The organism is Neisseria sp. P0021.S007, from assembly GCF_051956855.1.
In genome coordinates this window covers 1-23,794 of sequence record NZ_JBQCXA010000009.1, presented here as the reverse complement: position 1 = coordinate 23,794, position 23,794 = coordinate 1, and the positions used below count along the sequence as shown (strand labels likewise).

At 49.9% G+C, this 23,794-nt stretch carries 29 protein-coding genes and 1 tRNA gene; 5 read left to right on the top strand and 25 right to left on the bottom strand.

Annotation, left to right across the window (positions count from 1 at the left end; translation table 11 throughout):
• Positions 1 to 24: 24 nt before the first annotated feature.
• The 7 genes from ACTHUR_RS10285 to ACTHUR_RS10255 form a co-directional block, all read right to left on the bottom strand.
• The gene (locus ACTHUR_RS10285; RefSeq protein ID WP_283122235.1) at positions 25 to 159 is read right to left on the bottom strand and encodes a hypothetical protein; all 135 of its coding nucleotides are present in this window, start codon (positions 157 to 159) and stop codon (positions 25 to 27) included.
• Positions 156 to 350, bottom strand: a complete 195-nt coding sequence (locus tag ACTHUR_RS10280; RefSeq protein WP_063075552.1) for a hypothetical protein — start codon at positions 348 to 350, stop codon at positions 156 to 158. Before ACTHUR_RS10280 ends, ACTHUR_RS10285 begins: the two co-directional genes overlap by 4 nt.
• A gap of 23 nt (positions 351 to 373) precedes the next feature.
• The gene (locus ACTHUR_RS10275; protein ID WP_063075553.1) at positions 374 to 841 is read right to left on the bottom strand and encodes a hypothetical protein; all 468 of its coding nucleotides are present in this window, start codon (positions 839 to 841) and stop codon (positions 374 to 376) included.
• 12 nt (positions 842 to 853) lie between these two features.
• A complete protein-coding gene (locus tag ACTHUR_RS10270; protein WP_159068341.1) occupies positions 854 to 1,156 on the bottom strand; it encodes an ogr/Delta-like zinc finger family protein in 303 nt (100 codons plus the stop codon).
• Entirely contained in the window at positions 1,134 to 1,433 is a 300-nt protein-coding gene (locus tag ACTHUR_RS10265; protein ID WP_063075555.1) for a hypothetical protein, read from the bottom strand. The genes ACTHUR_RS10270 and ACTHUR_RS10265 overlap by 23 nt, the downstream gene beginning before the upstream one ends.
• Before the next feature lie 91 nt (positions 1,434 to 1,524).
• Positions 1,525 to 1,737: a hypothetical protein gene (locus ACTHUR_RS10260; protein WP_063075556.1), complete on the bottom strand. Its 213-nt coding sequence runs from the start codon at positions 1,735 to 1,737 to the stop codon at positions 1,525 to 1,527.
• Positions 1,738 to 1,797: 60 nt separating this feature from the next.
• Positions 1,798 to 1,992: a transcriptional regulator gene (locus ACTHUR_RS10255; RefSeq protein ID WP_063075557.1), complete on the bottom strand. Its 195-nt coding sequence runs from the start codon at positions 1,990 to 1,992 to the stop codon at positions 1,798 to 1,800.
• 111 nt (positions 1,993 to 2,103) lie between these two features.
• Here ACTHUR_RS10255 and ACTHUR_RS10250 point away from each other — a divergent pair, with 111 nt between their 5' ends.
• The 5 genes from ACTHUR_RS10250 to ACTHUR_RS10230 all read left to right on the top strand — a co-directional run bounded on the left by ACTHUR_RS10250 (position 2,104) and on the right by ACTHUR_RS10230 (position 5,805).
• Positions 2,104 to 2,772 (top strand): S24 family peptidase, encoded by a 669-nt coding sequence (locus tag ACTHUR_RS10250; protein ID WP_107792098.1) that lies wholly within the window; start codon positions 2,104 to 2,106, stop codon positions 2,770 to 2,772.
• Positions 2,773 to 2,921: 149 nt separating this feature from the next.
• Complete coding sequence (locus ACTHUR_RS10245) at positions 2,922 to 3,419, top strand: hypothetical protein (protein WP_440398546.1); 498 nt, start codon at positions 2,922 to 2,924, stop codon at positions 3,417 to 3,419.
• Complete coding sequence (locus ACTHUR_RS10240) at positions 3,409 to 4,053, top strand: TerB family tellurite resistance protein (protein ID WP_063075559.1); 645 nt, start codon at positions 3,409 to 3,411, stop codon at positions 4,051 to 4,053. Before ACTHUR_RS10245 ends, ACTHUR_RS10240 begins: the two co-directional genes overlap by 11 nt.
• A complete protein-coding gene (locus tag ACTHUR_RS10235; protein WP_063075560.1) occupies positions 4,053 to 4,895 on the top strand; it encodes a sensor histidine kinase in 843 nt (280 codons plus the stop codon). Before ACTHUR_RS10240 ends, ACTHUR_RS10235 begins: the two co-directional genes overlap by 1 nt.
• Positions 4,888 to 5,805 carry a response regulator gene (locus tag ACTHUR_RS10230; protein WP_063075561.1) on the top strand — a complete coding sequence of 306 codons (918 nt, stop codon included), beginning with the start codon at positions 4,888 to 4,890 and terminating at the stop codon, positions 5,803 to 5,805. Before ACTHUR_RS10235 ends, ACTHUR_RS10230 begins: the two co-directional genes overlap by 8 nt.
• Before the next feature lie 56 nt (positions 5,806 to 5,861).
• On the opposite strand, the gene ACTHUR_RS10225 is transcribed toward ACTHUR_RS10230, so the two are convergent.
• The 18 genes from ACTHUR_RS10225 to ACTHUR_RS10140 all read right to left on the bottom strand — a co-directional run bounded on the left by ACTHUR_RS10225 (position 5,862) and on the right by ACTHUR_RS10140 (position 23,758).
• The gene (locus ACTHUR_RS10225; RefSeq protein WP_063075562.1) at positions 5,862 to 7,103 is read right to left on the bottom strand and encodes a contractile injection system protein, VgrG/Pvc8 family; all 1,242 of its coding nucleotides are present in this window, start codon (positions 7,101 to 7,103) and stop codon (positions 5,862 to 5,864) included.
• Between the two features lies 1 nt (position 7,104).
• Positions 7,105 to 7,554 (bottom strand): phage tail protein, encoded by a 450-nt coding sequence (locus tag ACTHUR_RS10220; RefSeq protein ID WP_063075563.1) that lies wholly within the window; start codon positions 7,552 to 7,554, stop codon positions 7,105 to 7,107.
• A 20-nt stretch (positions 7,555 to 7,574) separates the two neighbouring features.
• Positions 7,575 to 10,172 (bottom strand): phage tail tape measure protein, encoded by a 2,598-nt coding sequence (locus ACTHUR_RS10215; RefSeq protein ID WP_440392573.1) that lies wholly within the window; start codon positions 10,170 to 10,172, stop codon positions 7,575 to 7,577.
• 400 nt (positions 10,173 to 10,572) lie between these two features.
• Positions 10,573 to 10,929 carry a hypothetical protein gene (locus tag ACTHUR_RS10210; RefSeq protein WP_070647002.1) on the bottom strand — a complete coding sequence of 119 codons (357 nt, stop codon included), beginning with the start codon at positions 10,927 to 10,929 and terminating at the stop codon, positions 10,573 to 10,575.
• Between the two features lie 23 nt (positions 10,930 to 10,952).
• A complete protein-coding gene (locus ACTHUR_RS10205) occupies positions 10,953 to 11,459 on the bottom strand; it encodes a phage major tail tube protein (protein ID WP_063075566.1) in 507 nt (168 codons plus the stop codon).
• An 87-nt stretch (positions 11,460 to 11,546) separates the two neighbouring features.
• Entirely contained in the window at positions 11,547 to 12,719 is a 1,173-nt protein-coding gene (locus tag ACTHUR_RS10200; RefSeq protein ID WP_063075567.1) for a phage tail sheath subtilisin-like domain-containing protein, read from the bottom strand.
• A 122-nt stretch (positions 12,720 to 12,841) separates the two neighbouring features.
• Positions 12,842 to 16,243, bottom strand: a complete 3,402-nt coding sequence (locus ACTHUR_RS10195) for a type IV pilus assembly protein FimV (protein WP_440392572.1) — start codon at positions 16,241 to 16,243, stop codon at positions 12,842 to 12,844.
• Positions 16,243 to 16,851, bottom strand: coding sequence for a hypothetical protein (locus tag ACTHUR_RS10190; RefSeq protein ID WP_063075570.1), 609 nt, complete (start codon positions 16,849 to 16,851; stop codon positions 16,243 to 16,245). Before ACTHUR_RS10190 ends, ACTHUR_RS10195 begins: the two co-directional genes overlap by 1 nt.
• Positions 16,848 to 17,102, bottom strand: a complete 255-nt coding sequence (locus tag ACTHUR_RS10185) for a hypothetical protein (RefSeq protein ID WP_063075571.1) — start codon at positions 17,100 to 17,102, stop codon at positions 16,848 to 16,850. The genes ACTHUR_RS10190 and ACTHUR_RS10185 overlap by 4 nt, the downstream gene beginning before the upstream one ends.
• A gap of 19 nt (positions 17,103 to 17,121) precedes the next feature.
• On the bottom strand, positions 17,122 to 17,862 hold the full coding sequence (locus ACTHUR_RS10180) for a tail fiber assembly protein (protein WP_063075572.1): 741 nt from the start codon (positions 17,860 to 17,862) through the stop codon (positions 17,122 to 17,124).
• Between the two features lie 21 nt (positions 17,863 to 17,883).
• Positions 17,884 to 19,410: a tail fiber protein gene (locus ACTHUR_RS10175; protein WP_440392571.1), complete on the bottom strand. Its 1,527-nt coding sequence runs from the start codon at positions 19,408 to 19,410 to the stop codon at positions 17,884 to 17,886.
• Between the two features lie 16 nt (positions 19,411 to 19,426).
• Positions 19,427 to 20,008: a phage tail protein I gene (locus tag ACTHUR_RS10170; RefSeq protein WP_063075574.1), complete on the bottom strand. Its 582-nt coding sequence runs from the start codon at positions 20,006 to 20,008 to the stop codon at positions 19,427 to 19,429.
• 3 nt (positions 20,009 to 20,011) lie between these two features.
• A complete protein-coding gene (locus ACTHUR_RS10165; protein WP_150540469.1) occupies positions 20,012 to 20,908 on the bottom strand; it encodes a baseplate assembly protein in 897 nt (298 codons plus the stop codon).
• Between the two features lie 9 nt (positions 20,909 to 20,917).
• The gene (locus ACTHUR_RS10160) at positions 20,918 to 21,244 is read right to left on the bottom strand and encodes a GPW/gp25 family protein (RefSeq protein WP_070647033.1); all 327 of its coding nucleotides are present in this window, start codon (positions 21,242 to 21,244) and stop codon (positions 20,918 to 20,920) included.
• Positions 21,241 to 21,864, bottom strand: coding sequence for a phage baseplate assembly protein V (locus tag ACTHUR_RS10155; RefSeq protein ID WP_107792040.1), 624 nt, complete (start codon positions 21,862 to 21,864; stop codon positions 21,241 to 21,243). Before ACTHUR_RS10155 ends, ACTHUR_RS10160 begins: the two co-directional genes overlap by 4 nt.
• Positions 21,861 to 22,130 carry a hypothetical protein gene (locus ACTHUR_RS10150; RefSeq protein WP_107792039.1) on the bottom strand — a complete coding sequence of 90 codons (270 nt, stop codon included), beginning with the start codon at positions 22,128 to 22,130 and terminating at the stop codon, positions 21,861 to 21,863. Before ACTHUR_RS10150 ends, ACTHUR_RS10155 begins: the two co-directional genes overlap by 4 nt.
• A gap of 153 nt (positions 22,131 to 22,283) precedes the next feature.
• The gene (locus tag ACTHUR_RS10145; protein ID WP_107792038.1) at positions 22,284 to 23,495 is read right to left on the bottom strand and encodes a tyrosine-type recombinase/integrase; all 1,212 of its coding nucleotides are present in this window, start codon (positions 23,493 to 23,495) and stop codon (positions 22,284 to 22,286) included.
• Between the two features lie 172 nt (positions 23,496 to 23,667).
• Positions 23,668 to 23,758, bottom strand: a tRNA-Ser gene (locus ACTHUR_RS10140).
• Positions 23,759 to 23,794: the final 36 nt, after the last annotated feature.

Here is a 23,794-nt window from a genome sequence, read left to right as displayed (position 1 = left end):
GCGGGCTTCAGCCCGCCCTATGTCTCAATAATTAAAATAATCTTGGATTCTTTCTTCGATTTCCGCGTCCAGCTTTTTCTGCTCGATTTTGTAGTCCACATAGAGCCAAACGCCGAGCGCGGCGATAAAAACAATGCCGATGACTGCGAAGATACTCATTGCCCCACCTCATGCGGGATTTCAGCGTCTCCGCCCATATGGTCGAATGTCGGCGATTCGTAAACGCAGACTGGGTCAGTTGCGGGCAGCGTTTGCGGCTGTTCCGCAATGTTTCCGTGGGTCGAACCAAGCATAAAATAAGATGCGGCGAGCATCAGGGCGAGGATGATGTAGCGGATTTTGATTTTCATGATGTTTCCTTGTTTGGTCGGGTTCAGGCAGCCTTAAGGTCGTCTGAAACTGGGTTTACTTTCATTTTTCTGCCGGCATATACCGCGCGGGCTATTTTTTCGTCTATGCCTTCAAGCTGTCTGGCGGCTTCGGAAAGCTGGAGAACCGGCAAGCCCAAGCTGTACACTACGTTTTGCTGATTCAACATATTGCCCAGTCGGGCGATTTCCTTTATCAACCGCTGGCTATCTTCCAGAGCCTTGCTTTGCTCCGGTGTAACCAGCCAACTTCTGACGACTTCGGCATCGTTGTAAGCCGCCAACGGCTGACGGCCTGTATTTCGTTCCAAGAGCGCGTCGCGCTCCAAGCCGTTCATGATTTTTGCGTTTTCAGTTTTACTGCTTGCCAGCTTTTTGCCGATATTCCACATGGCGCGGGCTTGGGCTTTGGTTCTAAAAAAGCGAACCCGCTGCGGTGCCGACTTCCACGTCGGGACGATTTCGCCGTTCATTTTTCTTTCCCTTTACAACAAATTTCTCTGACTGCTGCCGCCGTGTTGTTCGATGATTTCGTCTGCCGTCATCTGCGGTGGCACCAAGGCGGGGTTTTGATGCAGCGGGCTGGGCGGGGAAATGGTTTTGATGACTTCCGTCGATGCCACGCCCGACCAGCCGCACGAAGCATTCAGGCATTGAATCGAGCTATAACGGAGGCGGTCTGTCATCTTCCGACTCGCCGTTACCTTGCAGCGGCTGCCGCAGCAAGGGCAGGTAATCTGTACCCGCATATTTCCGTGTTCCGCCTTACTGATGTTGCGCTGCGCCATTTTCATTTCTCCGTTTCAGGTCTGCCGATGCGTCTTCAAAGGCACGCAGATACATTTCCGCATATTCCAAGGCAGCTTCGGCGGCAAATTCGCTCAATGACTTATTCGCCGCGCAGGCCGCCGATTCCATCAGGTCAAGCTCTTCGCCGAAAAATTTGACCTCGACGGCGGCAGTGGCTAGTTCTTCCGGCGCGCTTGTTTTGGGGCAGGGTTCGGCGTGGACGTGTTGTTTGAGAGACAGTCTGCCTTCGATTTTGTGAATACAGTTTTGACACATGACGTTTCCTTTTTGGGTTGATGCCGACTGTCCGGCGGGTCAAGCGTCTTTCCGCTTTGTCATCACTCCGTTACACCGTTCAGGTTAAATATTAGACGGGGCGGATGAAATTCCACGGATGGGCACTCAGTCCGGAAGCGCATGCGTCGTAATAGTTACCGCCAAACACTTCTTCGTTACCGTTCAGCCATACAATCAGGTGCTTTTTGGTTTTCCCGCGCCCTTTGACAAAGATTCGCCCTACCGTGCTTTCCTGATTTGTATTCCAATCATTCATTCTCATAACATTTGCAACATGTTTCATTTTTCTACTCCTTGGTTGGGGTTGATGCCGTCTGAAATTATTCAGTCTTTCAAAAGTAAATTATAAAAATACGTCTGGTCTTAAATCTTCCCGCCGAACTCCATACCCAAGCTTCTCAATTTCAACTGCAATTTCAGCTGGCATTTTATTGCGACCCTTTACCCAACTATTTACAGTGGAACGTTTTTTTCCAAGTTTTTCGGCTAATGCTGCTTGACCGCCAGCAGCTTTGATTGCTTTTTCTAGGTAATTCATAACATCTCCTTAATTTTGAGAAAGTATATTTTAAATAACCTGAAAAGTAAACTTTTAGTAGCCGTTTTTTGTCTATTTAAAATTTACAATGCTGAAAACATGGAGAATTTTATGACTTACGATTTGGCAAAATGGGCTACTGAGGCAAGAAAAGCAGCTGGGATGACTCAAGAGGACTTTGCACTTGAGCTTGGCTTCTCAACTAAAGCCAGCGTTAATGCAATAGAAAAAGGACGAAACAAGCCAACTTTTGAAACGATGGTAAAAATATCTAAAATTTCAGGATTCCCTTTGCCTTATCAGGAAGTCTCCCAAACAAAAGTACTGTCTGAAGATTCAGACAGCCTCGCTGACGACCGCATACGTTTTGAGCGGTTGGACGTGGTTGCCGCGCTTGGAGACGGCTACATCAACAACGAAGCAGTGGAGGTGGTCGATTTCGTCCATGTCGATAAAGCATGGGCGCGCGAAAAACTCGGCGGCAACCTATCCCGTATCCAAGTCATCACGGCACGCGGCGATTCCATGCAAGGCACCATCGAGGACGGCGACGTACTCTTCGTCGATACCTCCGTCCACTCATTCGAAGGAGAGGGCATTTACCTCCTGTCCTTCGCAGACGGCCTAAAAGCCAAACGCCTGCAAGCCTCCGTTGGCGGCGGCCTGCTGGTCATCAGCGACAACCCGTTATACAGAACGGAAACCATCGAAGGCGATGGACTGGAAAAATTAACCATCTGCGGCAAAGTCCGCGGCGCATGGCATTTGTCGGGATTTTGATTTGAATTTTGTGAATCGGCTCAATTCACGGTAAGTTTTGGAAGGTGCGGCCGTTGGTTTTTTTGGATATTTAGTGATTTTGTTTATTAGGGAAGTGCAATATGGGAAAACAAAGTGGTCAACAGGCTGACAGGCAAGACGGTGTGAAATTGGACTTGCAAGAACTGCACTCACGGCAAATTCAATTGAAGCAGACCGTGCAAGAGAATATCGATGCTGTGCTGGCACTGCTAGCACTGGTCGATATTGAACCGGTAACGCGGACGCGGAATTTGAGATACAACCAAATTATTAAATCAGCGCTCGCTCTGAACGGGGTTGATTTGTCAGTAACAGATGACGAAGAGGCGGAAGCAGGGGCTGAATCAGACAAAAATAAAGGCGAATTCCAAACCGCCGCAGACAAACCTGAAAAATTGTTGCTCAAATTCGGGCAGGAATTTTTAGGCGGTCTGATTCGGAAAGATTTTAAAGCCGCACTCGCTGCTGCCCGAAACCTTGATTTTGAACGCCGCCTCCATTGGGCAGCTTGTTCGGGCGCGATATTAGTCTACGGGCGGAACGACGCGGGCAAACAGAAACTGACACCGTCTGAATTATCTCTTCATAACATGGTTAAAAAAGAATGGCTTTACGATGAAAGATAAACCTGTACTGCTGCCTGTCGGCGGTAGTTTTGAAATTGAATATGTCAATGCTGAAGGAATCGGAAGCAGACGGGTTATCGATGTCCGCAAGTTTGTTGCCAATCTTTCAGACGGTTATGTGCAGGCGTTTTGCCATGAGCGGAAAATGGTCAGGACGTTTAAATATCAGTCGATTATGGGACTGGTGGATTTGGAAACCGGCGAAGTTGTCGAACCTTCGCTTTTCAGACGGCGTTTGCAGGAACGGTATGAAGAGGCTCCCGAACGGCAGATGGATTTTTTTATTCGGGAGATGAAGCCGATTGTGGATGTGTTGGTTTATATCGCGTACTGCGACGGGAGATATGCGCCGTCTGAACAGCGGTATATCGCGCAATGGCTGACGGACAAATCGGAAATGGGCGATGATTTCCTCGCTTATTCGCTTGGCGTTATGAAGTCTTGGCCCGTGCCGGATTCTATGGATTTTTCTTTTGCTATCCGTGCTATTAATCAGCGTTTCCCCGATTGGCGTGATTCGGTGCTGGAATATGCGCGCAATGTCGCAAAAGCAGACAGAAAGGTTACAGATGAGGAAACGAACCAGTTGGAAAAGCTGGAAAGGTTGTTTGATGTTTTTAGGGAGAAAGCGTGATGACGGATTCAAAAGGCTTGTTTCCGCTGCCTCAATACCGTAAACCCGTAAAAAAGATGAGCAACGGGCGGCGGGCAATCATAAAAGAATTGGATGCTTTACAGAAAACGGTAAACAGCAATACGCTTCTCATCGAGACACTGCAACGGAATATGGCGGCAACAGAGGAATCTCATAATCTGCATATTGCCGCGCTGTCTAATTTCCTCGGCCATGATATGAAAAACTGTATTCAAAACATGGATGTCATCTTGACAAGCTATAGGGCGGACGAGATTACTGAGGGGCATTTGGAAAGTCTGCGGGTACAGTTGGACATGATTCGGGAGGTAATGGGCAATTTTGCGCAGCTTGTGCCGCACGGGCGGGACGGGATTTTCAAGGTCAACAGCCTGATTGGCGCGACGGAGGCTTTGACTCGTTCGATGCTGGAGGAAAACGGGGTTTTGTTCACGAAGGAATTGCTGGAAGACATCGATTTGCGGACTAAATATCCTTTTCATTCGTTGCTTCAGGTATTCAGTAATCTGATTATTAATGCCTGCCGCCATTTGCGGGATTTCGAGCGGCGCGAGGTGTTGTTTGCGGTTGACATCGATCAGGAAAACCATGAGCTTTTCTTTTCGGTTTACGATACGGGCGCAGCTGTTGAGCAAATCTGTCTCGACAAAATCTTCGATTATGGATACTCTACTACGGAAGGTAGCGGCATCGGACTTTACCATGCACGTTATATTTGTGAATTGTTGAAGGGAACGGTTGAATGTGTGCCGTCAGACAGGGCGGAATATTCGAAGCGTTTCCTGATTACCCTGCCTTTTATAGGATTGGACGATGTATAAGCATATTTTTGTTATCGATGATGAAAAGATTCAGGCCGACGGGCTGGCAAAACAGCTTAATGAGCGTATGGGCGGGAATGGATATGTGTTCGAGCCTTTGAGCGGCGAACATGAGATTATGCAGGCAGTTGCCGACCGCTTCTGCTCGCTGGCGATTGTGGATCTGCGGATGGATGATTATCCGTTCAACGGCTTGGAAATATGCCGCCGTATCTTGGAAAACAATCCTCTGGCGAAGGTTATTATCGTGTCGGCATGGCTGCCGGAGTTTTTAACGGCGATGCAGGACCTGATGACTTCTGGCAGCGTGTTGGCGGTGTCGGAGAAAAAATCGATGGCGGAATGGGTGCCGGAATTGGAACGGACGGTTGCCGGTTATTTTGAAAAACGGGACGGTGAGTTTTCGGAAAACAGTAAGATGTTGCTGAATGCGTACAGTTCTGCCAAAAATGAAAAGGACCCGTTCCGCAAGGGTGTGTTGTTTGAGGACTTCCTTGTCAATCTTTTCGGACAGATCGGTTTTCAGTTTATTCGGAAACGGGTAACGGATGCGACTTCGGAAGTGGATTTGATTTTACGCAATGATATTGATGATGCGTTTTTAGCTAAATTCGGCAAGTATATTTTTGTGGAGGCAAAAAACCGTCCTTCCGCTCCTGTCGATAAGAATGATTTTTTGGCGTTTGTGTCCAAAATCGAATCCAGCAGCGGTCTGGCGGAACTTGGTATTATTGCGGCCAGCCATAAAATCGCTTCTACGGTCAGGCTGGAGGCTCTACGCACGTCGCATAAGAGTATGAAGGTTCTTCTGTTTGCCAATGATGAATTGACACGCCTGATTGTGGCGGATGATAAACGCTATGAGCTGAAGAAGCTGATTGACGAGCAGATTAAGGATGTGCCGTCTTGATGTTGGCTATGGATAAACAAGGTCGTCTGATTTTTTCAGACGACCTTTTGTTTTGGTCAGGGTTTGGAAACTGCGGCGGCAAAGTTTGGGCTGACTTCGCCTTCGTAGAGGACAATCGGTACGTCGATCAGGCTTTGGAGTTTGACGGCGGTCGTCAGTCCGTTGCCGTCGAGGGTGTGGACGGTTTCTTTTCCGACCCATTTCTCTGCGTCGATTTCGGGCTTGAATCCTTGTAGGGTTACGGGGCTTTCGGGGGCGACGTCGGGGCGGCCGATGGCTAGGGAAATATCGAATTCCATTGCGCCGCGTTTTAGTTTTTTGTACGCGGCGCGCGCGCCGGTGGCGGCGGTTTTGGGGCTTTGGTAGGTATGGCGCAGGGTTTTGATTTTTTTGCCGGCAGTATCCACCTGTTTGATTTCGGTTACTTCTTTGGTGGTGGTTTTGTGGGTTTTGCCGTCTTTGCGCTTGGTCTTGTATTTTTTGGTGGTGGTAACGGTTTTTTTGACGGGGTCGTAGTTGTCTTCGGTAATGACGACTTCGTGCTTTTTACCTGTCTGTTTGTCGATGTAGTAGGCGCGGACGGCGTTGTAGCTTTCGGTATTGCTGTATCTGAATGCATATTGGTCACCGCTGTTGCGGGTAATCCTGATTGTGGGCAACGGCTGCCCGCCGGCGGTCGTGGCTTCGCCTGATGAAACAAACAGGAGGCGGCCGTGTTTGACTGTTGCGATGGCGTCGTAGCGTTCGGCAAGGCGCGACAAGAAGGCGGCGTCGGATTCGTTGCTCTGGTCGATGTGGTCGATTTTTTCGTCTTGGTAGGCTTTGCCGATGATTGGTGTGTAGCCGTTGGCGGCGGCAATGGATTCGATGATTTCTTTCAGGCTGGTTTTGTGCCAGCTTTTTTCTTTTGCCTCTGAAAATCGGTCTGATGTGTCGGCGGATTGGGCGGTGATGTGCAGGGTGTCGGGCGCGCCGCTCCAGCTTACTTCGGTTATTTTGTAGCTGCCTTTATCGACAATGCCTGTTTCGATGTAGCCCAGGGCGATGGTTATCTCGGCAGACTTCGGGGGCAGGGCGAGCTTGCCGTCGTGGTCGGACAGGCTGACGGTCAGTTCGTCCGCCTCGAAGCCGCTTTTGTCGGTCAGGCTGATGGAGATGATGCGGGAGAGAGCGTCGGTATTGAACGGCTTGCCGTTGATGGACAGCTTGGCGACGGGGGTTAGATGGTTGCCGCCGGTGTCGGTAATGGTGTTGAAGATTTTGACGGCTTGGTCTTTGATTTGGGTAAGTGCGGTCATGTCAGATTCCTGCAATGCTGCGGGCGATGGATACGCCAAGCTGAAGGGCTTTGCCTTTTAGTCCCAGCGGGCTGTCGGATACTTTTTTTAATTCTATGCTGAAGCTGATGGAACGGGCTTTGCCATCGTGCATGAGTTGGCTTCTGTCTTCTTTAATGGATGTGATGACGTATGCGCCCATTATTTGACCTGTGCCGAGGATGAGGTTGTATGGTTTTCCACGCTCTGCCATGAGGTGGAGCATGGCCAGGGAGGTGTCTCCCCCTGTGATTTCCGGCCTCATTTCGGCTGACAGGGTCAGGGTGTCAGTTTCCGGCCCTAGGTATTGGGTGGGATTAATACCGCCGCCGACGGTGGATTGATTTGGGTGCTTCCAGCCGCTTTGGCGGTTGATGGTTTGAAAGGGGATGGTACGGATGAGAAAGGGGAAGAATCCTAATGTGGCAAGCATGGTAGTGTCCTTTTTTGGTGTCAGTCATCTGAAAATGCGCTACGGGCACGACGTGCGGCTTGGTCTGCAATCTGCTTAATCTGACGGGCAACTTCGCGGGCGATGTCGGCTGGACTTTGGCTGCCTCCGTTGATGGTAATGTTGACGGTCATACCGCCTGCGTTTGTGTGATTTAATCCTGCCGATACGGGAACTGCTCCGACAAGGGAAGGGCGCGGTTCTTCAGCTGCGGCGGGGATAATGCTCTGCAATGCGCCCAAGCCTGCTTTGCGGATTTTTTCCAGAACCCGCCATCCTCCGAAGCGGGCTACATCCTGTTGATTGAAGACAACCTCGCCTTTATGCACGATACCGGCCGCTTGGTTGACACCTCCCGCTCCTGTGTAACCGCCTGTGGAATATCCTTTGTTGGGAATGTATGCGCCTACGCCATAACCGGCTGCGCTGCCTCCCGGTGCGGTCGGTTTGGTGGAAAAGGCTTTTTTCATCCATTCCCATGCGCTAGTAGCGACGTTTTTGAGGATTTGGAAGTTTTTGATGAGGATACCGATTGGGCCTAGGGCGGCGGAGAGGGCGTAGGATATGGGGTTGTTGCCGCTGAATGTTTTTTTTATCCATCCCCAGCCTATGATGAGGGCGTTTTTGATGCGGTCCCAGTGTGTGGCCAGTGCAACGATTGCGCCAATCGGCCCGGTCAGGGCGTATAGGATGGGATTTTGGGCGAATGTTTTTTTAATCCATTCCCAGCCTCTGATGAAGGCGGCAGTCAATGTATCCCAATTGGTGTAAACGAGATAGATGATGCCGATTAGGGCAGTCAGCGCAAGGCCTATGGGATTTAATGTCATGAAACGTAGGGCAATGCCTAATACTTTAAGAATACTCATGCCGAATCCGCCAAAGGCAATGCGGGCGGCGGCAAAGGGGACGGCAACTGCGGCAATAACTGCGGCCAGCCCTGCTAAGGCGGTCATTGCTGCGGTTGCATAAAATGCGATTTTTCCAAGTTTGGCGGCGGCCTCTGGATTTTTTGCCGACCATTCGTTGAATTTATCCAATAAGCCTGAAATGACATTCATGCCGTACTCTAAGCCTGAAAACATACTGCGCCCAAAGCCTGATTCGGTATTGAAGAGCTTATTTTTGAACATCTGCCATTTGGACGACATGGCGTTGACACGAATTTCGAACTCTTTGTCGAGGCTGCCTAATGCGTCCGGGGAGGTGGCAAGGCGTATTTGCTCGCGCCAAAGCTCTGTATTGGCGATGAGTTGGGCAAATACGCGGTTATATTCGCCGCCTGCCAAGCCTTTGAGAATGCCTGCTTGTTGCTCTTTCGGCATTTGTTGAACGGCGGCAATGATTTTTTCAAGCGTACCTTGCGCGTCTTCGACCATGCCTTTTTGGACGGATTTTGCGTCTATACCTATGCTTTTCAGGGCTTCCCGTACGGGTTTCATATCAGGCGCGGTACCCAGCCTTGTCATAAGGCTGCCAACCGCTTTGGCAGAGGTGGAAGCATCTACACCTGCGGATATAAGGGCGGAGCCTAGAGCCGCTACATGCTTCTCGTTCATTTTCGCCAAACCCATGCTGCCTGATACTTCGTTCATGTAGCTGATGAGCTGGTCGCCTGCAACCAGTGCGTTGTCATCAAGGTAGTTCATGACGTTGACTAGTTCAGAAGCGGCTTCTTTGGATAATTTGAAGTTTTGGCGAATGCGCCCCAGCTCTTCTGCAAGCGCCCCCGGGTCTGCTGCTTCAAAGGCATTTGCAGCTTTGACGGCTTCGGTAACGTAGGCTGCAAGCTCTTGGCGTGGGATATTCATCTTCGCGCCGGCAGTCATCATATTCATGATCTCAACCGTTGCCATGGGCAATTCACCGCTTAGTTTTTGGACTTCAGCGCGGATTTTGGCGATTTCGGCGTGGTTGAGGCTGCCGTCTGTATTTTTGAGGCTGCCGACTTGGCGGATCAGTCCCTGCATTGCATCTTCTTCGGACATGGCTGTATTGATGGCATGCCCTGCACCTTGCCTCATGGTGGCAGCCTTGCTACTTGTCCATGATGAGACACCCGATGCAATACCTGCGATGGCTGCGGCCTTGATTCGACTCTGTTGCCGTTTTTCCAGCTTTTCTAAGGCGGTAGACTGCTTTTCGATTTGGGCAGTAGTCTTTTGCATTCGGGCGGCAATCTCTGCCTGCTCTTTTTCAAGGTTTTGTCCGGATACGCCGACTTTTTCCATGTGGTCTTTGTAGCGTTTTAGCTGCGCGGATTGTTTTTCGTATTCGTTATTCAGCCTTTCGTCTTCACGGGTCAGCTTTTTGAGTTCTGCCGCCTGTTTTTTTGTGGCAACGCCCGTTTTGTCGATTTCGGCAGTAAGACGGCTTGTGGCGGCAGAATTACGGATGATTTGCTCATTCAGACGGTTGAAATATTGTTCTGCCTTGCCGATTTTTACCAGTGCGGTTTGGGCGCGCTCAAGATCACGCATTTCTTTTTTGTTTTTCGCCAATTCGCCCGACAGCCCGCTACTACTTTTTTTAATTCTGTCAAACGTTTTGCTTGCTTTGTCGGCGGCTTTGAGGATAATATTAATTGTCTTGTCTGTCATGGCTCGAGCTTTAAGATGAAACGGAAAATGAAAAATCAGATCTTGGCAGATTCGGTTTTGAATGCAGTTGATTCTGTCATTTGGTGGTATGGCGCATTATTTTGGCTTTTTGTTGCCGTCATTGCCCTTATGGTATGGATGCTTCCTTGATTATTTTGTCGATTGAAAAGGTCGTCTGAATTGATTTCAGACGACCTTTTTTATTGTCCGTCTCCTTGGCGTGCGCGTTGGATTTCGGCGGCTTTGGCAGCCCAGCGGTTAAGGGTAAAAAGATTTAGTCCTGCGAACCAGCCGATACCTCCTTTGAAAGTAATGGCGCAGAGGGCAAGGGCGTCGTCTATTGGGTAAAACGCAGGAACGTCTTCATCTTCTTCAGCCTGCCAGATGTCGGGCGCTGCTTTTATAAGGTCGGCGAACTGGCCGGCTCGGTATCGGAAGCATGGGTATAGCCCAAATCGGCAAAGGCTTCCTGAATCTCTGCTTTCGCCGAAGGTGCGGCTGAAAAAAAATCAATAGCGGCATTGAGGGCTTGTACATCTGCCATACCTAATACGCCATATTGCGCCATGCCAATTTTTGGGGTGCTGATTTTTGAGAGGAGCTTTTGAACAGTTTCGGTGTGTTTGATTTTGATGAGGTCTTGTCCCATGCCTGCCATATCTTTGGCCAGCGGTTCGCGCAAAGTGTAGGCTTTGCCGTCGGTCAGGGTTACGGTCAGGGTATCGTCGGGGTTGATTTTGATTTTTGGTTCTTGCATTTACTTGTTCCTGTTGTATGTGTTTAGAGGCCTAATGCGGCGCGAATGCCGGCACGAACGTCTTTGCCGCCGATGATGAGTTTGTTCGCCATGAGGTCTGCTTCAAAAACGACTTCTCCATCGACGGTTTCTTTCCAGTAGGTTAGGGCATATTTGAATGTCTGCTCTCCACCTTCGGCTGCTTTGTCTTCGCTGCGTGTGGTTTCGATAATTCGGCCACGCGCTTCGCCGACCAGTGTTTGGTAGGTTTCTTCGTCTTCTTTGTGCAATGCGCCTTGATAGCGTAAGAGGTTGCCATTGATTTTGTGGCTGATGGATTTGAACAGCTCAAGATCAAAACCTTTGCTGGTCAGCTCCAGCTCTAATTTTTCGATGCCATGAATGACGGTAAATTCGCCCATACCGCCGCCCGGGGTGTAGTCTTCGGTTTTGAATTTGATGTCCGGGCGTTTGACGGTCATGAGGACGCCGTCTTTGTTGAGTCCGTCGGTAAAGACGTTAAAACTTTTCAAGATGCGTGGCAGCTGCATTTGGGTGTCCTTTATTACTTGTGTTTGGGGTACCTATCCCTAACCCCTCTCTGTTGGGAGAGGGGAATTATTGGGAGGCAAGGTAGTTTAGACGGTGGTAGGTTTGAGGTTAGATGCGAATTCGATAACTCGGTCGGTCAGGTTGACGATAAAGCGGTCTGATACATGTTGGTTGAGTTCGATATTCTCTAAAGGCGGGGCTACGGTAAATTCGTAGTCGAAGGCAAAGATACCGCCGGCTACGCGTTCTTTTTCGATTTTTTTGGGGTCGATGAAGACTTGCGCACCCAATAACCAGCCTTGATAGACTTTTTCGGCGAGCTTGGCATTGATGCTGTTGATGATGTCAATCATAAGGCTCGGGTGCATTGGTTTGTCCATTGCCCAGAGAAAGCTTTCGGCGATGGTCTCTTTAATTACGGAAGAGACACGGACTGTTGGTTCGAATGCCCAGGCAGGATCTGCAGAACATGTGCGGTTGCCCCAAACGCGGAAGCCGTTTTCACGGATGAGGGTGGTAATGTTGAGGTTGTTGATGGTATTGGCGTCGCTGTTGATGTCCAGAAGTCCGAAGCTGCGTGGGTATTTAAGGGCGGATACGCCTTGAATTTCGGTATTTGAAATGGATTTGTGCGGACCGATTTTTTGGTCAAGCATGGCACGTGCGCCGAGGATGCGGGCAACGGTAGCGGCAGTTTCTTGGGTTTTGGAAGCGCCGAATGTCATGAATTCGTTGTCAATCAGCATGAGGTTTTTTTGCCCAAATCCGTTCTTATATTGGGTCAGGGCGGTAATATTTTCTGCGCCGCCGGCGGATGCATATACAAAGCCTTCAAGAGCGTTGGCGGTTACAACCAGCTCGGCGGTTACGTCAGCGTCGTCAAGTTCGGGCGCACCGATGATTTTTGGTTTGTAACCGGTATGTGCGGGAGCTTTCGCCAGTGCTTTGATACCTGCGATAACGTTTGCTTTCTGCTCCGGTGCTTTGGTTGAGCCGGGAACGCGGACTACAACGATTTGGGCATCTGCCTGATCTGCAATTGCGTCTAGGGATTTTGCCAAGGTTCCTTTGCTGCCTGCTTTATCAATCAGGGCAGAGACGGATGTTGAAAATATGGGTTTGGTAGCGGGAAAGACTGTGTCATCAGCGTCTTCTGCGGTGGCAACGATGCCGATAATGTTGGTGGCGATGTCGGAAATATGGCGCGCGCCGTGTGTGAATTCGTTGGCTGTTACGCCGTGCATGCGTTTTGCGGTCATGTGGCTGTCCGTTTCTTTGGGGATGGTCTGATTGTTGCTTTGCTTTTTATCGGTGGCAAGCGGTGGAGGTTTTGAGTGGGATTTTTAGGCCGTCTGAAGTTTTCAGACGGCCTTTGTTTGTCTTAAGCGGCGGCGATGCCAAATCCTGTCATCAATGCCGCGCCTTTATCGGTGGCTTTGGACACATCCCCTTGTACGATTTCAAAACCTGCACCGATTCGAACTGTACGGCCTGTATTGGCAACGTGGCTGGTACCAATACGGATTTTGTCGAAAGCGGTATTCCAAGGTACAACGGCTATATGCCATTCACCGTAGGAATAGGTATTGCCTGCTCGGTTGACTTTGCCATCGACTGTGGCATTTTCCGGCATGCGTAGAGTAAAACCGTTTTCGCCATGAGTGGCGGTTACGCCGCCAACGGCGGGGCTTTCGCCTGTTATCGGCAGTAGGATAAATGCTGCCCCTGGTGTGCCTCCTTTTTCAAGTTTGAACGGCATAATGACTGTGGTCGGAGTACCGGTTGTGGCACTGACTCCGCTACTTTCGATATAGCGGTGGCCTCTACCGTTTTCGCCTGCCTGTGCCTTCATGTAACGGATGTTGCCTTCTTCTCCAAATGCACCTACCCATCCTTCCGGCTCTCCTGCACGTAGTGCATTGATGACGCTCGTCAGACGAGCCTCACTATTGCTGCTGACGGCTTCTGTTGTGCTGGATTCGAGGCCGTTAAATGTGAATTTAAGGGATGTTTCTGTGGCGGCAGGTGCGGGCTGTTCATTAGTGGGTGCCGGTCGTTCAGGCTCTGCTTTAGGTGTTGCTGAATCAGCTTTTGGTACTGCCGTTTCTGGTGTCGGCTGTGTGACTGTCTCTGACGCTTTGCCTGCTGTCGATGCTTTGAGTTTAGTGATTTCGGCCTCTAAATCTGTCAGCTTCGCCTGCATCAGGGTGGCGGCATAGTCAGTAGTCTGTGTATTTTTATGGTTACGCGCGCCGGTCCATACTTCTACTGTATCGGTCAGTTGGTTGTGCATGTAATTCTCGGCAACGGTGCAGTTGTCTAATTCGCCGATAGGGTAGAAACCTGCACTTAGTAGGCCGTTTCGGTATTTAACTGTGTCAACGGTATAGGGTTGTCCCACTTCGGTTTTGCCCTGCTCGGCGTTCTTGTACGGGGTAATATCGCAGTGATTGCCGACAATGGACGCGCCGCGCAACTTGCCGATTATCATCTGGCGCATGAAGTTGCCGTCGGGGGAGTTTTGAATGTAGTTCCCGCGGATTTGTGCAGCCAACATTGTGCCGTAACGCGCTTCTGCGCCCACGCTCATGCCGTATGTCGATGTGTTGACGGTTGCGGTAGCCGTCGCACCCGTACCACCGCCTCCTTCGAGGGTTACGGTTGGCGGTGTGTCGTAGCGGCTGCCGATGCGGCGCAGCTTGATTTCGGTAACTTTACCGTCTTTCACTACTGCTTCGCCTTCTGCGCCGAAGGCTTCCGCACCGCCTCCTGTGATGATGACTTTAGGGGCGGTGGTATAGCCGCTGCCACCATTGGTAACAGCAAATCCTGAAACGTAGCGCATGCCGTAAAAATCGCCGAACGGCAGGGCAAACGTAAACTGGTTGCGTTCAATCAAAAAGTGGTTATGCCCGTAGTTGCATTGCAAACCGCGCGGGGCATAGACCGTATTGTCGTTAATCAGTTGACGGCAACGCAGCCACCATTTCTTCTGATTGCGGCGGGAAAGCACTCCCAATGCACCATTAATCGGATGAATGCCGATATTGCCGCTGACAATGGTATTCCCGGTAATTTCGATATTGCTGTCTTGGTAATAGAAACTGTACGGGTCTGCAATTTTGGAGGCGCGTCCGTCCGTCGCGGCAAATACTTCTTCGATCACGGTGGAAATGCCGTAGTACATGGCACGGCCACTGTTGTTTACGATTTTGACGTTGTTTCCGGTATGAATATCCATTACCTTGCGCTTGCCAAAACCGAACACGTTGTCGTGAATGAATAGGTTGTCCATTGGCAGGTATCGGGATGTACATTGCTGATAACCCGGATCAAGGCTGACGATGGAATTATTCCAGCCACGCACATGTTCCAGATGCGCATCGGGGTGTCCGACTACAGAATCAGGTGCGAAGATGCCGCAAAGTTCGTAGCCTGATACGCGGACTGCTTCCACCCCGCAGGTATAGTTGTGGGTAAAGTATCCGCCCGTGATTCGGGTGTTGACGGCAACCATGCCTTTTTCGTAGGCCTTGGCGACTTCGCCTCCGCCTACATCCTCTCCGGACGGAGAACCATGTAAACCTGCAATCACTGCGCCGCCAGTGAATCCCCGTACGTCGAAGTAGCGGATTTCTGTGCCTCTGCAGTCGAACAGTCGCCAACCGTAACCGCGACTCCATACCTGACCACCGCGCCAGAGGCCGAATGTGGGCGCAACCGTGCCGTCATCTTGAGGGAATTGCGACAGGCCGTCTGAATTCCAGTAGCCGCCGACGCTGCGGTAGCGTTGGCTCGATTCGTCAATGTGCAGTTGGCGGATTTTTTCGCGTGTATATCCTTCAGGTTGTTGTACGCCTGATGTATCAGCCGAATTGTTCATGTAACGGGCAACATCGTGGGACAGTGTGGTGGTATTGAAACCTGCCTCCGCCGTACCTTTCAGCGCCATACCCGTGCCGATGTGCGGTTTTTCGCGCGTCCAGCCGTCGATATGCGGAATCCAGCGTTTGTCAGGGTCGGCCATGCCCGATGTATAGCCATAGTCTTTATAGGCACGGGTGGTAATTTTGCCGCCGTGCAGAATGGTGTTGCCCTCGGATTTGCCGCACAAGTGGAACACGTCCTGCCCCATTTCTTCCACGCAAAATTCTGCCAACGAGAAGTCGTACACATTAAAAACGGAATGATGAAAGGTAATACACGGCTGTTGGCCGTTGACTGTCAGCATCATGCCGCCGACGGAAATTTGCCGTCCGTCCGCGCCGTAGTATTCCGGCTTGTAACCTGTGTTCTTCGTTACCGGGAAAAAGCCGCCGCGCGAAGAAATAAAGACGTTAGACGGCAGACGGTCGTACCATGCCTGAATCAGACGGACAATATTCAATGCGTCTTCTTTAGAAGGATTGTTTTTGTACCAACCGTCGTAAACTTTTTTACGCAGTTCGGGTGTCAAGGCGTCCTCGATATAGAACTTACCTTTTTCAATGGCAATCTTGGCGGCAGCCTCGATTTGTTCGCCCTCGAACTTGGCCTGCTCGGTAATAATCAGTGATGGTGTTTTGACATCGGCAAAGGCATTGCCTACTGCTTCTGATACTTTGGCGGGTGTAATGAGGTGGATGTCGGACGTATTGTCGTTTAGTTTCAGACGGCCTTCTTCGTCAAGAGAGGCGGTCACGTTTGGATTTTCTGCAAGTTTTTTGGCTTTTGCGGATTCTTCTTTTGCTGCCACTACTGCATCGGTAATTGCTAATACGGCTTGATCTAATTTTGATGTCATTATTTATTTCCTAATTTTTTATACACTTCTGCCAGTGTTTCGTCGGTCAGGTCAGTGGATGCAGCTGGATTCGGAGTAGGGGCAACCGGTTGTTCAGGTCGCGTGGACGGTATGTGTTCCGTGCCGTTGCCGTTGCCGTTTTGTGTTTCTTTAATGACCTCTTTTACGATTTCCCGTATTTTTTCAGGAGATACGCCGGCGGTTGGTGTGCCTTCGGCAGGAGATACGACGACTAGCCCCTGCTCCATGATGCTGACGCGGATGGGTTCGGTACTCTCGCCGATAATGCCGCTGACGTTGGTAATGGAGGGTGCAATGTAGATTTCTCCGCGCAGGACGGTACAGACGATGCCCCCAAAAACGGCGCGTAGGTCGTATTGGCCTAATGTCCATGCGATGTTTTGAGTCAAGTGGGCGGGGAAAGTAATAATTATTTCTTGTCCGCTGACACTGATTTGAGGGCGCAGCTCTTCGCCTGTCTGCCCGCGTACGGTCATTGCCCATTGCGCGGATTTAGGCTCGAATGGCAGGCCTCCACCGTCAAAGCCGATTCTGAAAATACGGGTATCGCCTTTGTATAAGGTCAGGTTTTTTGTCTGGATGGTCATTTGAGACTTTCAGGGAAGTGGGCTTTATGTTTTTCGCGAAAATAGGCGGCTCGGCAGTGGCTCTTCTGCCAGAAAAATAGTGCGTCAACTGCTTTTCGGATGGCTGTCCAGTGACTCTTGTTTGCTTCGACATCTTTGCGGTAGAGGCGGCTGGACAGGGTCTCGTCCGGGTAGCCGCCAAATACGGCATTAATTGTTTGGTCGGCAGCAATGGCAAGATTCTTGAAGTAGGCTTTGATGTTTGATTTCATTTTCAGACGGCCTTGTAAATCAGATATTGATTTCGGTGTTGATGACGTTGAGTTCGTCTAAGTTTTGGGCGGCTTCGATTTGTTTCTCGATGGCTTGGCGTTTGCCTGCAACGGTAGCGCAGAGGGACTCATAGGCAACGGTTTTGCGCAGGGCGGCGGCTTTGAGTTTGTCTGCTTCTATTCCGCGCGATTGGGCAATTTGATCTAAAACGGGTGTGGCCGCGCTTTTATCTACCGACCATGCGCGGGCTTCGGCAGCTTGGATAGGCCAGCTCTGCACTTCAAAGGCGGGGAGGTCGTCCATGCCTGATTTTTGGGCAACAATGTTTTGGGCTTGACGGTTGATGGCGCGGATTAAAGCAGCCTTGGACGCGTTTAGAAATTCGGCTTCAATTTGTGCTTTTTTGTCTTGGTTTTCCATCCATTTTTCTCCATCCCATTCGTCAAACCGTGAGGAAGGTTTTAAAAATGTCAGGTCGTCTGAAAGGCTGCCGATTTGGTCGATGATAACGGCTGTGCGATCAGTTTTTCGGTAGGCAGTTTTGCCACGATGGTCTTCGATGACGTCCCAGCCTTCGCCGTTCCAGCGGGCGGCTTTGCCTGCGCTGATTTGAGGCGGGTCGGTGTCGATGCAACCGGCGGGAATCAGATAGCTGCCGTCGCGTGCCATGATGTCCAGATCGGCTGTGGTTTGGCCGATGTAGAGATGGTCGGCGTCAAGTTGGCAAACGGGTTTTGTCCATTGGATGTTTTGGGTCATTTTTTTACCTTTCTAAACGGTTTATGCCTTGATGCATGCCAGCAGGGCGATATTTCTAGGACGGGTTTCAATGCCGCCAGCCGGGTCGGTTTGGCCGACAGTGTCAACCGATACGGTTGACGGATTGCTACCCCTGTCGGTATCGGACATGCGGTTGACGCCGATGCCGTGGCTGTGGCTGCGGAACTCATCCGCCTGCCATGAGCCTAAGACACGATTTCTATCAATTGCTCTGCCGTCATCCCATGATCGGATAAATTCGCCGCGTAAGTCGGGCAAGTTGAAAGTGGTGCGTCCGTCACCACGGCCGTAACGTTCGCCGATGGCGGCGAACAGGTTGGCATAGATGGTACGGGATACTGCCGCGCCGTTTGCTTTTAACCATCCAAATGGTGGGACATCTTGGGCAAAGTAGGCGACGGCACCAACGGGGACGCCTACATTCATCACGTTGTTATCGACACGCGCAATCAGTCCGGGCGTGTCCCAACCGATGGCAATTTGATGATTCTGCCCGCCCAAACCTACTGCGCCTCCGCGTCGGATACTGTTGTCGTAGGCGGTTTTGACGGCTTTGGATGTGGCAAGATTGTCGGTACTGTCCAGATTTACGGCATCTGATTTGTCGGACATAAGGGCGATTTTGACATCACTGTATGTCAATGTGCCGTCGTCTTTAAGTTGCAGATATTTTCTGCTCTTGGAATTACGCAAATAAATATCTTGGGGACCGGTATGGATATCGGCAGATTTTCCATTGCCGGATACGGACAATCCCGCATTAAATACGGCTTTTGATGTAAAGGTTTTGATACCGCCGACGGTTTGGTCACTTGATAGCATGACGCCGTTTTCTTCGGTTAAGACGGTTCTCATGCCGATATAACGACCGTTGGCATCCCAAGCAGAGGTAACGAGATGATACGGATTGGACGACGAGCCGTATGAGAAGCCGATGCCGCGGGCGTGTGCGCCGTTCACTACTTCCGGATGGGCAATGTGGATTTCCATTGTTGGCAGGGTATTTCCGTCAAGCTGACGGCCATTGGATCGGTAAAATCCGCTTTTGGTATAGCCTCCGGACTGGTCTGCATAGTAGTTGGTGGTGGCGACATTCATTTTGTCAGTAGCAAGTCGGGCGGCATTGGCTTCGACCCAACTTTGATAGGCGACGCTTTCCGATCCGGATACGCGCGGGAAGTGTACGCGCCCGATTTCTCGACTTCCCGATGTAAAAACATAATTGAAGCGTGCGCCGTTTTCTCCTTCAGATACGGGGGCGGTCTCAAAACGCCAGTAGCTGCCGTCGCCATTGGTAAAACGGATTTTTTCCCATGCGTTGGTTTGAATATTGAGCTGGCCTTCTATAACTTGCGTACCTTTATTGCCAATCTTGGATTCGACTTGGGTTTTAAGGTATAAGGTGCGGTTAGCTAGCGCTTGCAGGGGTTGATTGATTGGGGCATCAGTACCGCCTATAACGCGGTCGCCTGGTTCGATGAGGCGGACGTTTTGGGTGTATTGGTTGAGTTCTTTTGCGTTGGCCATTTTTTATCCTTTAGGGTCAGGCTATGCCGAAGTTGTAACTACCGTCGAATGTGATTTCTCCGTTCCAATAGATAGGGTGGTCCCGGTAGTCGAGGCTGTGCAGTTCGCAACGGAGAGGGACAATTCGTTCCAACCATTCTCGAAGCTTTTGGGCTTCATTATTGGTAACCGGGCGGCTTAATTTAATGCTGTATTTCGCCCATTCTCCATTGCTGCCTCCGAATAGGTGTGTGCCGTCAAAGACGGCGTTTCCGTTCCAGTAAAGATTGGCGGTATTTTCGATGATTTGTATTTCTCCGTATCCTAGGTCACGGAAAAGGCGCCGGATGACGGATGGTGTCCCTTTGTGCTGATGCTTTTGAATATAGTTTTCTATCAGTTTTCGGCGTGCGATTTCGGTGTCGGTAATATTCCAGCCTTCGTCACTGCCTATGGAGCGTTCCCATGCAAGCCATGGTATGAATTCTGGAGGGCAACTGTCGGGAATGCGGCTTTTGGTAATGACTGTGAGGTCGAAGACAGTTGCCAGTTCTTGCGATGTCAGGCGTGCAAGGGCTTGCAGGAGGTCGGTGTTGTTGGTTGGGATGACTGTCGGCATGGCTTAGGCTTCTGTCAGAATGGTTTCTGTAATTTTTATAAATTCGCCGTCTGTACACAGGATGTCTTGTCTTGGCTCTGTCAGCTCTACTTTTTTGACGCCATCTGTATCAAGTGCGCCAATGATTTTGGACAAGGCAATTTGTGCGCCGAGTCTTTTATGCTGCTCTAGCATTTGATTGAGGTCTTGAAGCTGGCGGGCTTTGACGATTTCTTTGTCTGGGCCGTCTTCATAGGTAATACGGGCGGATATGCGTATTTCTTTCGGGGTGCCGGCGTGGACGGTTACGGTATCGCAGAGTGGGCGTCGGATTTCGTCGCTAAGATAGGCATTGACGGTTTCAAGGGTACGGCCACTAGGTCTACCTTGGTTGCTGGATGTTTGGATATAAACAGCGACTGTTCCCGGAGACACTCTGACGGCGCGGGCATCGGTAATATCGGGGGCGGCATCAAGGGCATGGGCTTCATATGCTGCACGAGGCCCTGCCGCTGCGAGTTTCTCTGGATATAACTGGACGCGCCGGCGGAGGTCATCGTCGGTTTCGTAAACGGCTTCTGTGGGGGGGGTGGTGGTTGGATCGGCAGCGATGATGGTTTTCCGCTCTATGCCTTTGGCTGCGGCAAGGTGGTCAAGATCGCTTCCTTGTGCGAAGGCTAAAAGTGTTGCTGCAGCTGCTTGGTTTATACGTTGTCGCAGGATGATTTCTTGATATGCCTGTTGTTGAAGGTCGATGGTCAGTGGCTCTGATTCGAGTTTCAAGGTGGCTGCAATGGTTGGACGTATGCCAGCCGGGACGAGGGCGATGAGGTTCGCTTTTTTGCGCTCAAATATGGTCTCAAAGTCGAGTTCTTCGATGACTTTGGGGGCTGGTAGGCGGGTTAGGTCAATTTCTGCCATGTTTCTGCGTTATTGGATTTGGAATGTTTGTTCTGTGCCGTCGGTCAGGGTCGTGACAATGGTAATGGCTAGTTGTCCGTTGGCGGCGGCGGTCGGGTCAAAGTGTATGCTGCGCACGGTAATGCGCGGCTCCCATGCCGCTATGGCAGTTACGGCAGCCTGATGGCAGAGTGCTATAACGGTCTGGGTCATTGGCATATCTATCAGCTCTGGCAGAAGGCTACCGTAGTCTTCTCGCATGAGGCGGCTACCGATGCGAGTGAAGAGTATGTTCTTTATGGATTGGGCAATGTGTTCTTTTAAGCCGATGCCGCGTCCTGTTTGGTCGTTGGTCATCTAGGCTGTCCTGTTGTGCCGCCGCTGTCGCCCTGGTGGGTGTGGGTGGTTAGGTTGACCCCGTTACTGATGATGCTGCCTGATTCTTGGCGTATTGTGCCTTTGATAACTGCTGCCGCTCCACCTTCGCCACCACTTCCTGCCATACCACCCTGATATGTAAGCAGTCCGGCAACGGTTAACTTGCCTTTGATGTCTGTCTCGGGACTGTCGATAGTCAGGTGTTTGGTGTGTACGGTGGCTTTTTCTTTGACGGTAATATCGGCAGTTTTGATGCCTTCGATTTGTAGATGGCTTTTTGCGTGGTTGTATTTAAACTCTGCTCCGTCAGGCATGAGGATGATGGTTTCATCTGGGTTTTGGGATGGAGCAGGATGTTGGGAGGTTGAGAAGCCGCAAATAATAATTCCGTTTTCGGGTTCTCCGCTGGGAGAAAGTATGATGCAACCTTCGCCGATGGAAGGTAAACGCCAAATTGATACGCCACCCGCTGCAGGAACAAAGTATGGCAACCAGTCTGTAATGAGACCGCCGTGTTGTGCGCGGATTCTGTTGGCAACAGGGTCGGTTTGGGAAACTGTGCCGATTTTTATGAGGTTTTCAATGTTGCGACTGGTCATGGGATGATGTAGTCTCCGATTTTTAGGCTTTCAGCTGCTTTTTTGCTTTCAAACATGGCTTTGCGGTCGAATTTCCAGCCGTATTCATTTTTTAGTCTGACGGTAATGAACCATAAGCCGCAAAAAAATAAGGGGCGGCTGTGGATTGCTATGACTTGGCAGGGTTCTTTGAACATGGTCTTGGTTTTGGTTTTGCTGTTTTTGGAAAGCCGCCGTTGTGGAGTGGCAACGGCGGCTTTGGGGGATGCCGTCTTTCCGGCTGTCATTACTCAACAATCACAAGGAACATATCACTTCAGATGACGATTTGATTTTGGCAAAGAGTGAATATGTGGGCAAGCAGATGGGGTTTTAGGTGGGTTTTTTAAGTTTTGGATATAGAAAAAGGTCGTCTGAAAACTTTTCAGACGACCTCAAAACTATTTTATCCGATACTTTTCCCGTAATGCCATCACATCTCGACCAAGGTTTTCCAGCATTTCTCGTCGCTCCTCTAAAAGCTCTGATCGGTCATAAGCGCGTTCTGTCTTATCCGTAATGCCATGCGAAAGCAGTAATTCACCCACATCTCTGCGAACCTTATAAACCTCTCTCAAATAAGTCCGTGCTAGACTCCGCAAACCGTGTGCCGTCGTATCCAGCCCCATTTTAGTACGAAGCTTTAATCTGACTGTCTCGGACGACAATGGCTTGGTAAACCCTGAACCTTCAAATAAGAATACTCCATTCACATTTAATCTTAATGCCTCAAAATAGATTCGCGTCAAAGCGGAACTTAATGGGACAACATGCGGCCTTGTTTTCATCCTTTCAATTGGAATTTCCCAAGTTCCTGCCTTTAAGTTAATTTCATCCAGACGAGTCCCTGCTGCTTCCGACGGCCGCGTCATACTCAAAAGTTGCCAATAAATTAATAGCCGCGCTCGTTCCCCAATTCCCTTCGATGTTTCTAACTTCTCCACTAAGAGTGGTAGCTCATCAAAGCGCAGTGTATCGAAATGACGTTCAGGTGGCCTATCGAATACTTGTTTTCCAATAACACTGACTGGATTTATAGTGATAGATCCATCTGCTACAAAATAATCAAACATCAATCCCAATGCACCTTTAACCCGACGTAAATATTCAAGCGCCCCGCGTTCTTCCATTTTCCTTAAAACTGCTACTATATCTGCCGTCTTGATCGAACGAATATCCTTTCCCTTAAAAAAAGGTAGTACATTCAATTCTAAAGCCGACAGTACTTGCCCTGCATAACGCGGATTTTTACCCATCCCTTGTTTGCCACCCGATTTCTTCCATTTTTCAAACCAAAGTACCAAGCAATTTTCAAAACGAAACTCTGCTCCTACGTCCGCAGAAATTGCCTTCGGATCAGTTCCATTTCTGATTTTTTCTAACATCTCCTTTCGCCATGCCCGCGCATCTGCTAGTCCGAAACGTGGAAATAAACCCAGCGTCAATGTGTTCATTTTCCCATCAGGGCGGCGGTATTGTAGCCTCCAAGACTTAGAACCTGAAGGCAAAATCCATAGGGCAAGCCCACCTCCATCTGGTAACTTGTAAACCTTCTCTTTAGGTTTTGCTGTTTTAATTTGAGACAGACTTAATGGCGTTACAATTTTTGGCATGAAGTGTTACTCCTTGGGTAATAACACATAAAATACCACAAAAAAGATAAAAGAATTGAAATATACCCGAAATGAATTTAAAGCAGATGAATAACAAAAAAGGCTAAGTTATTGATAACTTAGCCTTTAATATGCGGTTTTAGAAGTAATGAAAAACTTATAAAAATGAAAATGGCAGAGAGGAAGGGATTCGAACCCTCGATACGCTATTCACGTATACACGCTTTCCAGGCGTGCGACTTAAACCACTCATCCACCTCTCTGTGGACTATTATCCTGACTTGTTATCAGAATAATGT

Bases quoted from the DNA above. Each gene is read 5' to 3' on its own strand.
- ACTHUR_RS10150 (WP_107792039.1), bottom strand. From the start codon at position 22,130: ATGACAGCCGGAAAGACGGCATCCCCCAAAGCCGCCGTTGCCACTCCA.
- ACTHUR_RS10160 (WP_070647033.1), bottom strand. From the start codon at position 21,244: ATGACCAACGACCAAACAGGACGCGGCATCGGCTTAAAAGAACACATT.
- ACTHUR_RS10185 (WP_063075571.1), bottom strand. From the start codon at position 17,102: ATGAAATCAAACATCAAAGCCTACTTCAAGAATCTTGCCATTGCTGCC.
- ACTHUR_RS10165 (WP_150540469.1), bottom strand. From the start codon at position 20,908: ATGGCAGAAATTGACCTAACCCGCCTACCAGCCCCCAAAGTCATCGAA.
- ACTHUR_RS10225 (WP_063075562.1), bottom strand. From the start codon at position 7,103: ATGACCGCACTTACCCAAATCAAAGACCAAGCCGTCAAAATCTTCAAC.
- ACTHUR_RS10255 (WP_063075557.1), bottom strand. From the start codon at position 1,992: ATGAATTACCTAGAAAAAGCAATCAAAGCTGCTGGCGGTCAAGCAGCA.
- ACTHUR_RS10145 (WP_107792038.1), bottom strand. From the start codon at position 23,495: ATGCCAAAAATTGTAACGCCATTAAGTCTGTCTCAAATTAAAACAGCA.
- ACTHUR_RS10190 (WP_063075570.1), bottom strand. From the start codon at position 16,851: ATGACCATCCAGACAAAAAACCTGACCTTATACAAAGGCGATACCCGT.
- ACTHUR_RS10280 (WP_063075552.1), bottom strand. From the start codon at position 350: ATGAAAATCAAAATCCGCTACATCATCCTCGCCCTGATGCTCGCCGCA.
- ACTHUR_RS10275 (WP_063075553.1), bottom strand. From the start codon at position 841: ATGAACGGCGAAATCGTCCCGACGTGGAAGTCGGCACCGCAGCGGGTT.
- ACTHUR_RS10270 (WP_159068341.1), bottom strand. From the start codon at position 1,156: ATGGCGCAGCGCAACATCAGTAAGGCGGAACACGGAAATATGCGGGTA.
- ACTHUR_RS10170 (WP_063075574.1), bottom strand. From the start codon at position 20,008: ATGCCGACAGTCATCCCAACCAACAACACCGACCTCCTGCAAGCCCTT.
- ACTHUR_RS10205 (WP_063075566.1), bottom strand. From the start codon at position 11,459: ATGCAGCTGCCACGCATCTTGAAAAGTTTTAACGTCTTTACCGACGGA.
- ACTHUR_RS10235 (WP_063075560.1), top strand. From the start codon at position 4,053: ATGACGGATTCAAAAGGCTTGTTTCCGCTGCCTCAATACCGTAAACCC.
- ACTHUR_RS10175 (WP_440392571.1), bottom strand. From the start codon at position 19,410: ATGGCCAACGCAAAAGAACTCAACCAATACACCCAAAACGTCCGCCTC.
- ACTHUR_RS10230 (WP_063075561.1), top strand. From the start codon at position 4,888: ATGTATAAGCATATTTTTGTTATCGATGATGAAAAGATTCAGGCCGAC.
- ACTHUR_RS10260 (WP_063075556.1), bottom strand. From the start codon at position 1,737: ATGAAACATGTTGCAAATGTTATGAGAATGAATGATTGGAATACAAAT.
- ACTHUR_RS10240 (WP_063075559.1), top strand. From the start codon at position 3,409: ATGAAAGATAAACCTGTACTGCTGCCTGTCGGCGGTAGTTTTGAAATT.
- ACTHUR_RS10195 (WP_440392572.1), bottom strand. From the start codon at position 16,243: ATGACATCAAAATTAGATCAAGCCGTATTAGCAATTACCGATGCAGTA.
- ACTHUR_RS10200 (WP_063075567.1), bottom strand. From the start codon at position 12,719: ATGACCGCAAAACGCATGCACGGCGTAACAGCCAACGAATTCACACAC.
- ACTHUR_RS10285 (WP_283122235.1), bottom strand. From the start codon at position 159: ATGAGTATCTTCGCAGTCATCGGCATTGTTTTTATCGCCGCGCTCGGC.
- ACTHUR_RS10220 (WP_063075563.1), bottom strand. From the start codon at position 7,554: ATGCTTGCCACATTAGGATTCTTCCCCTTTCTCATCCGTACCATCCCC.
- ACTHUR_RS10180 (WP_063075572.1), bottom strand. From the start codon at position 17,862: ATGACCCAAAACATCCAATGGACAAAACCCGTTTGCCAACTTGACGCC.
- ACTHUR_RS10250 (WP_107792098.1), top strand. From the start codon at position 2,104: ATGACTTACGATTTGGCAAAATGGGCTACTGAGGCAAGAAAAGCAGCT.
- ACTHUR_RS10265 (WP_063075555.1), bottom strand. From the start codon at position 1,433: ATGTGTCAAAACTGTATTCACAAAATCGAAGGCAGACTGTCTCTCAAA.
- ACTHUR_RS10215 (WP_440392573.1), bottom strand. From the start codon at position 10,172: ATGACAGACAAGACAATTAATATTATCCTCAAAGCCGCCGACAAAGCA.
- ACTHUR_RS10155 (WP_107792040.1), bottom strand. From the start codon at position 21,864: ATGACCAGTCGCAACATTGAAAACCTCATAAAAATCGGCACAGTTTCC.
- ACTHUR_RS10210 (WP_070647002.1), bottom strand. From the start codon at position 10,929: ATGCAAGAACCAAAAATCAAAATCAACCCCGACGATACCCTGACCGTA.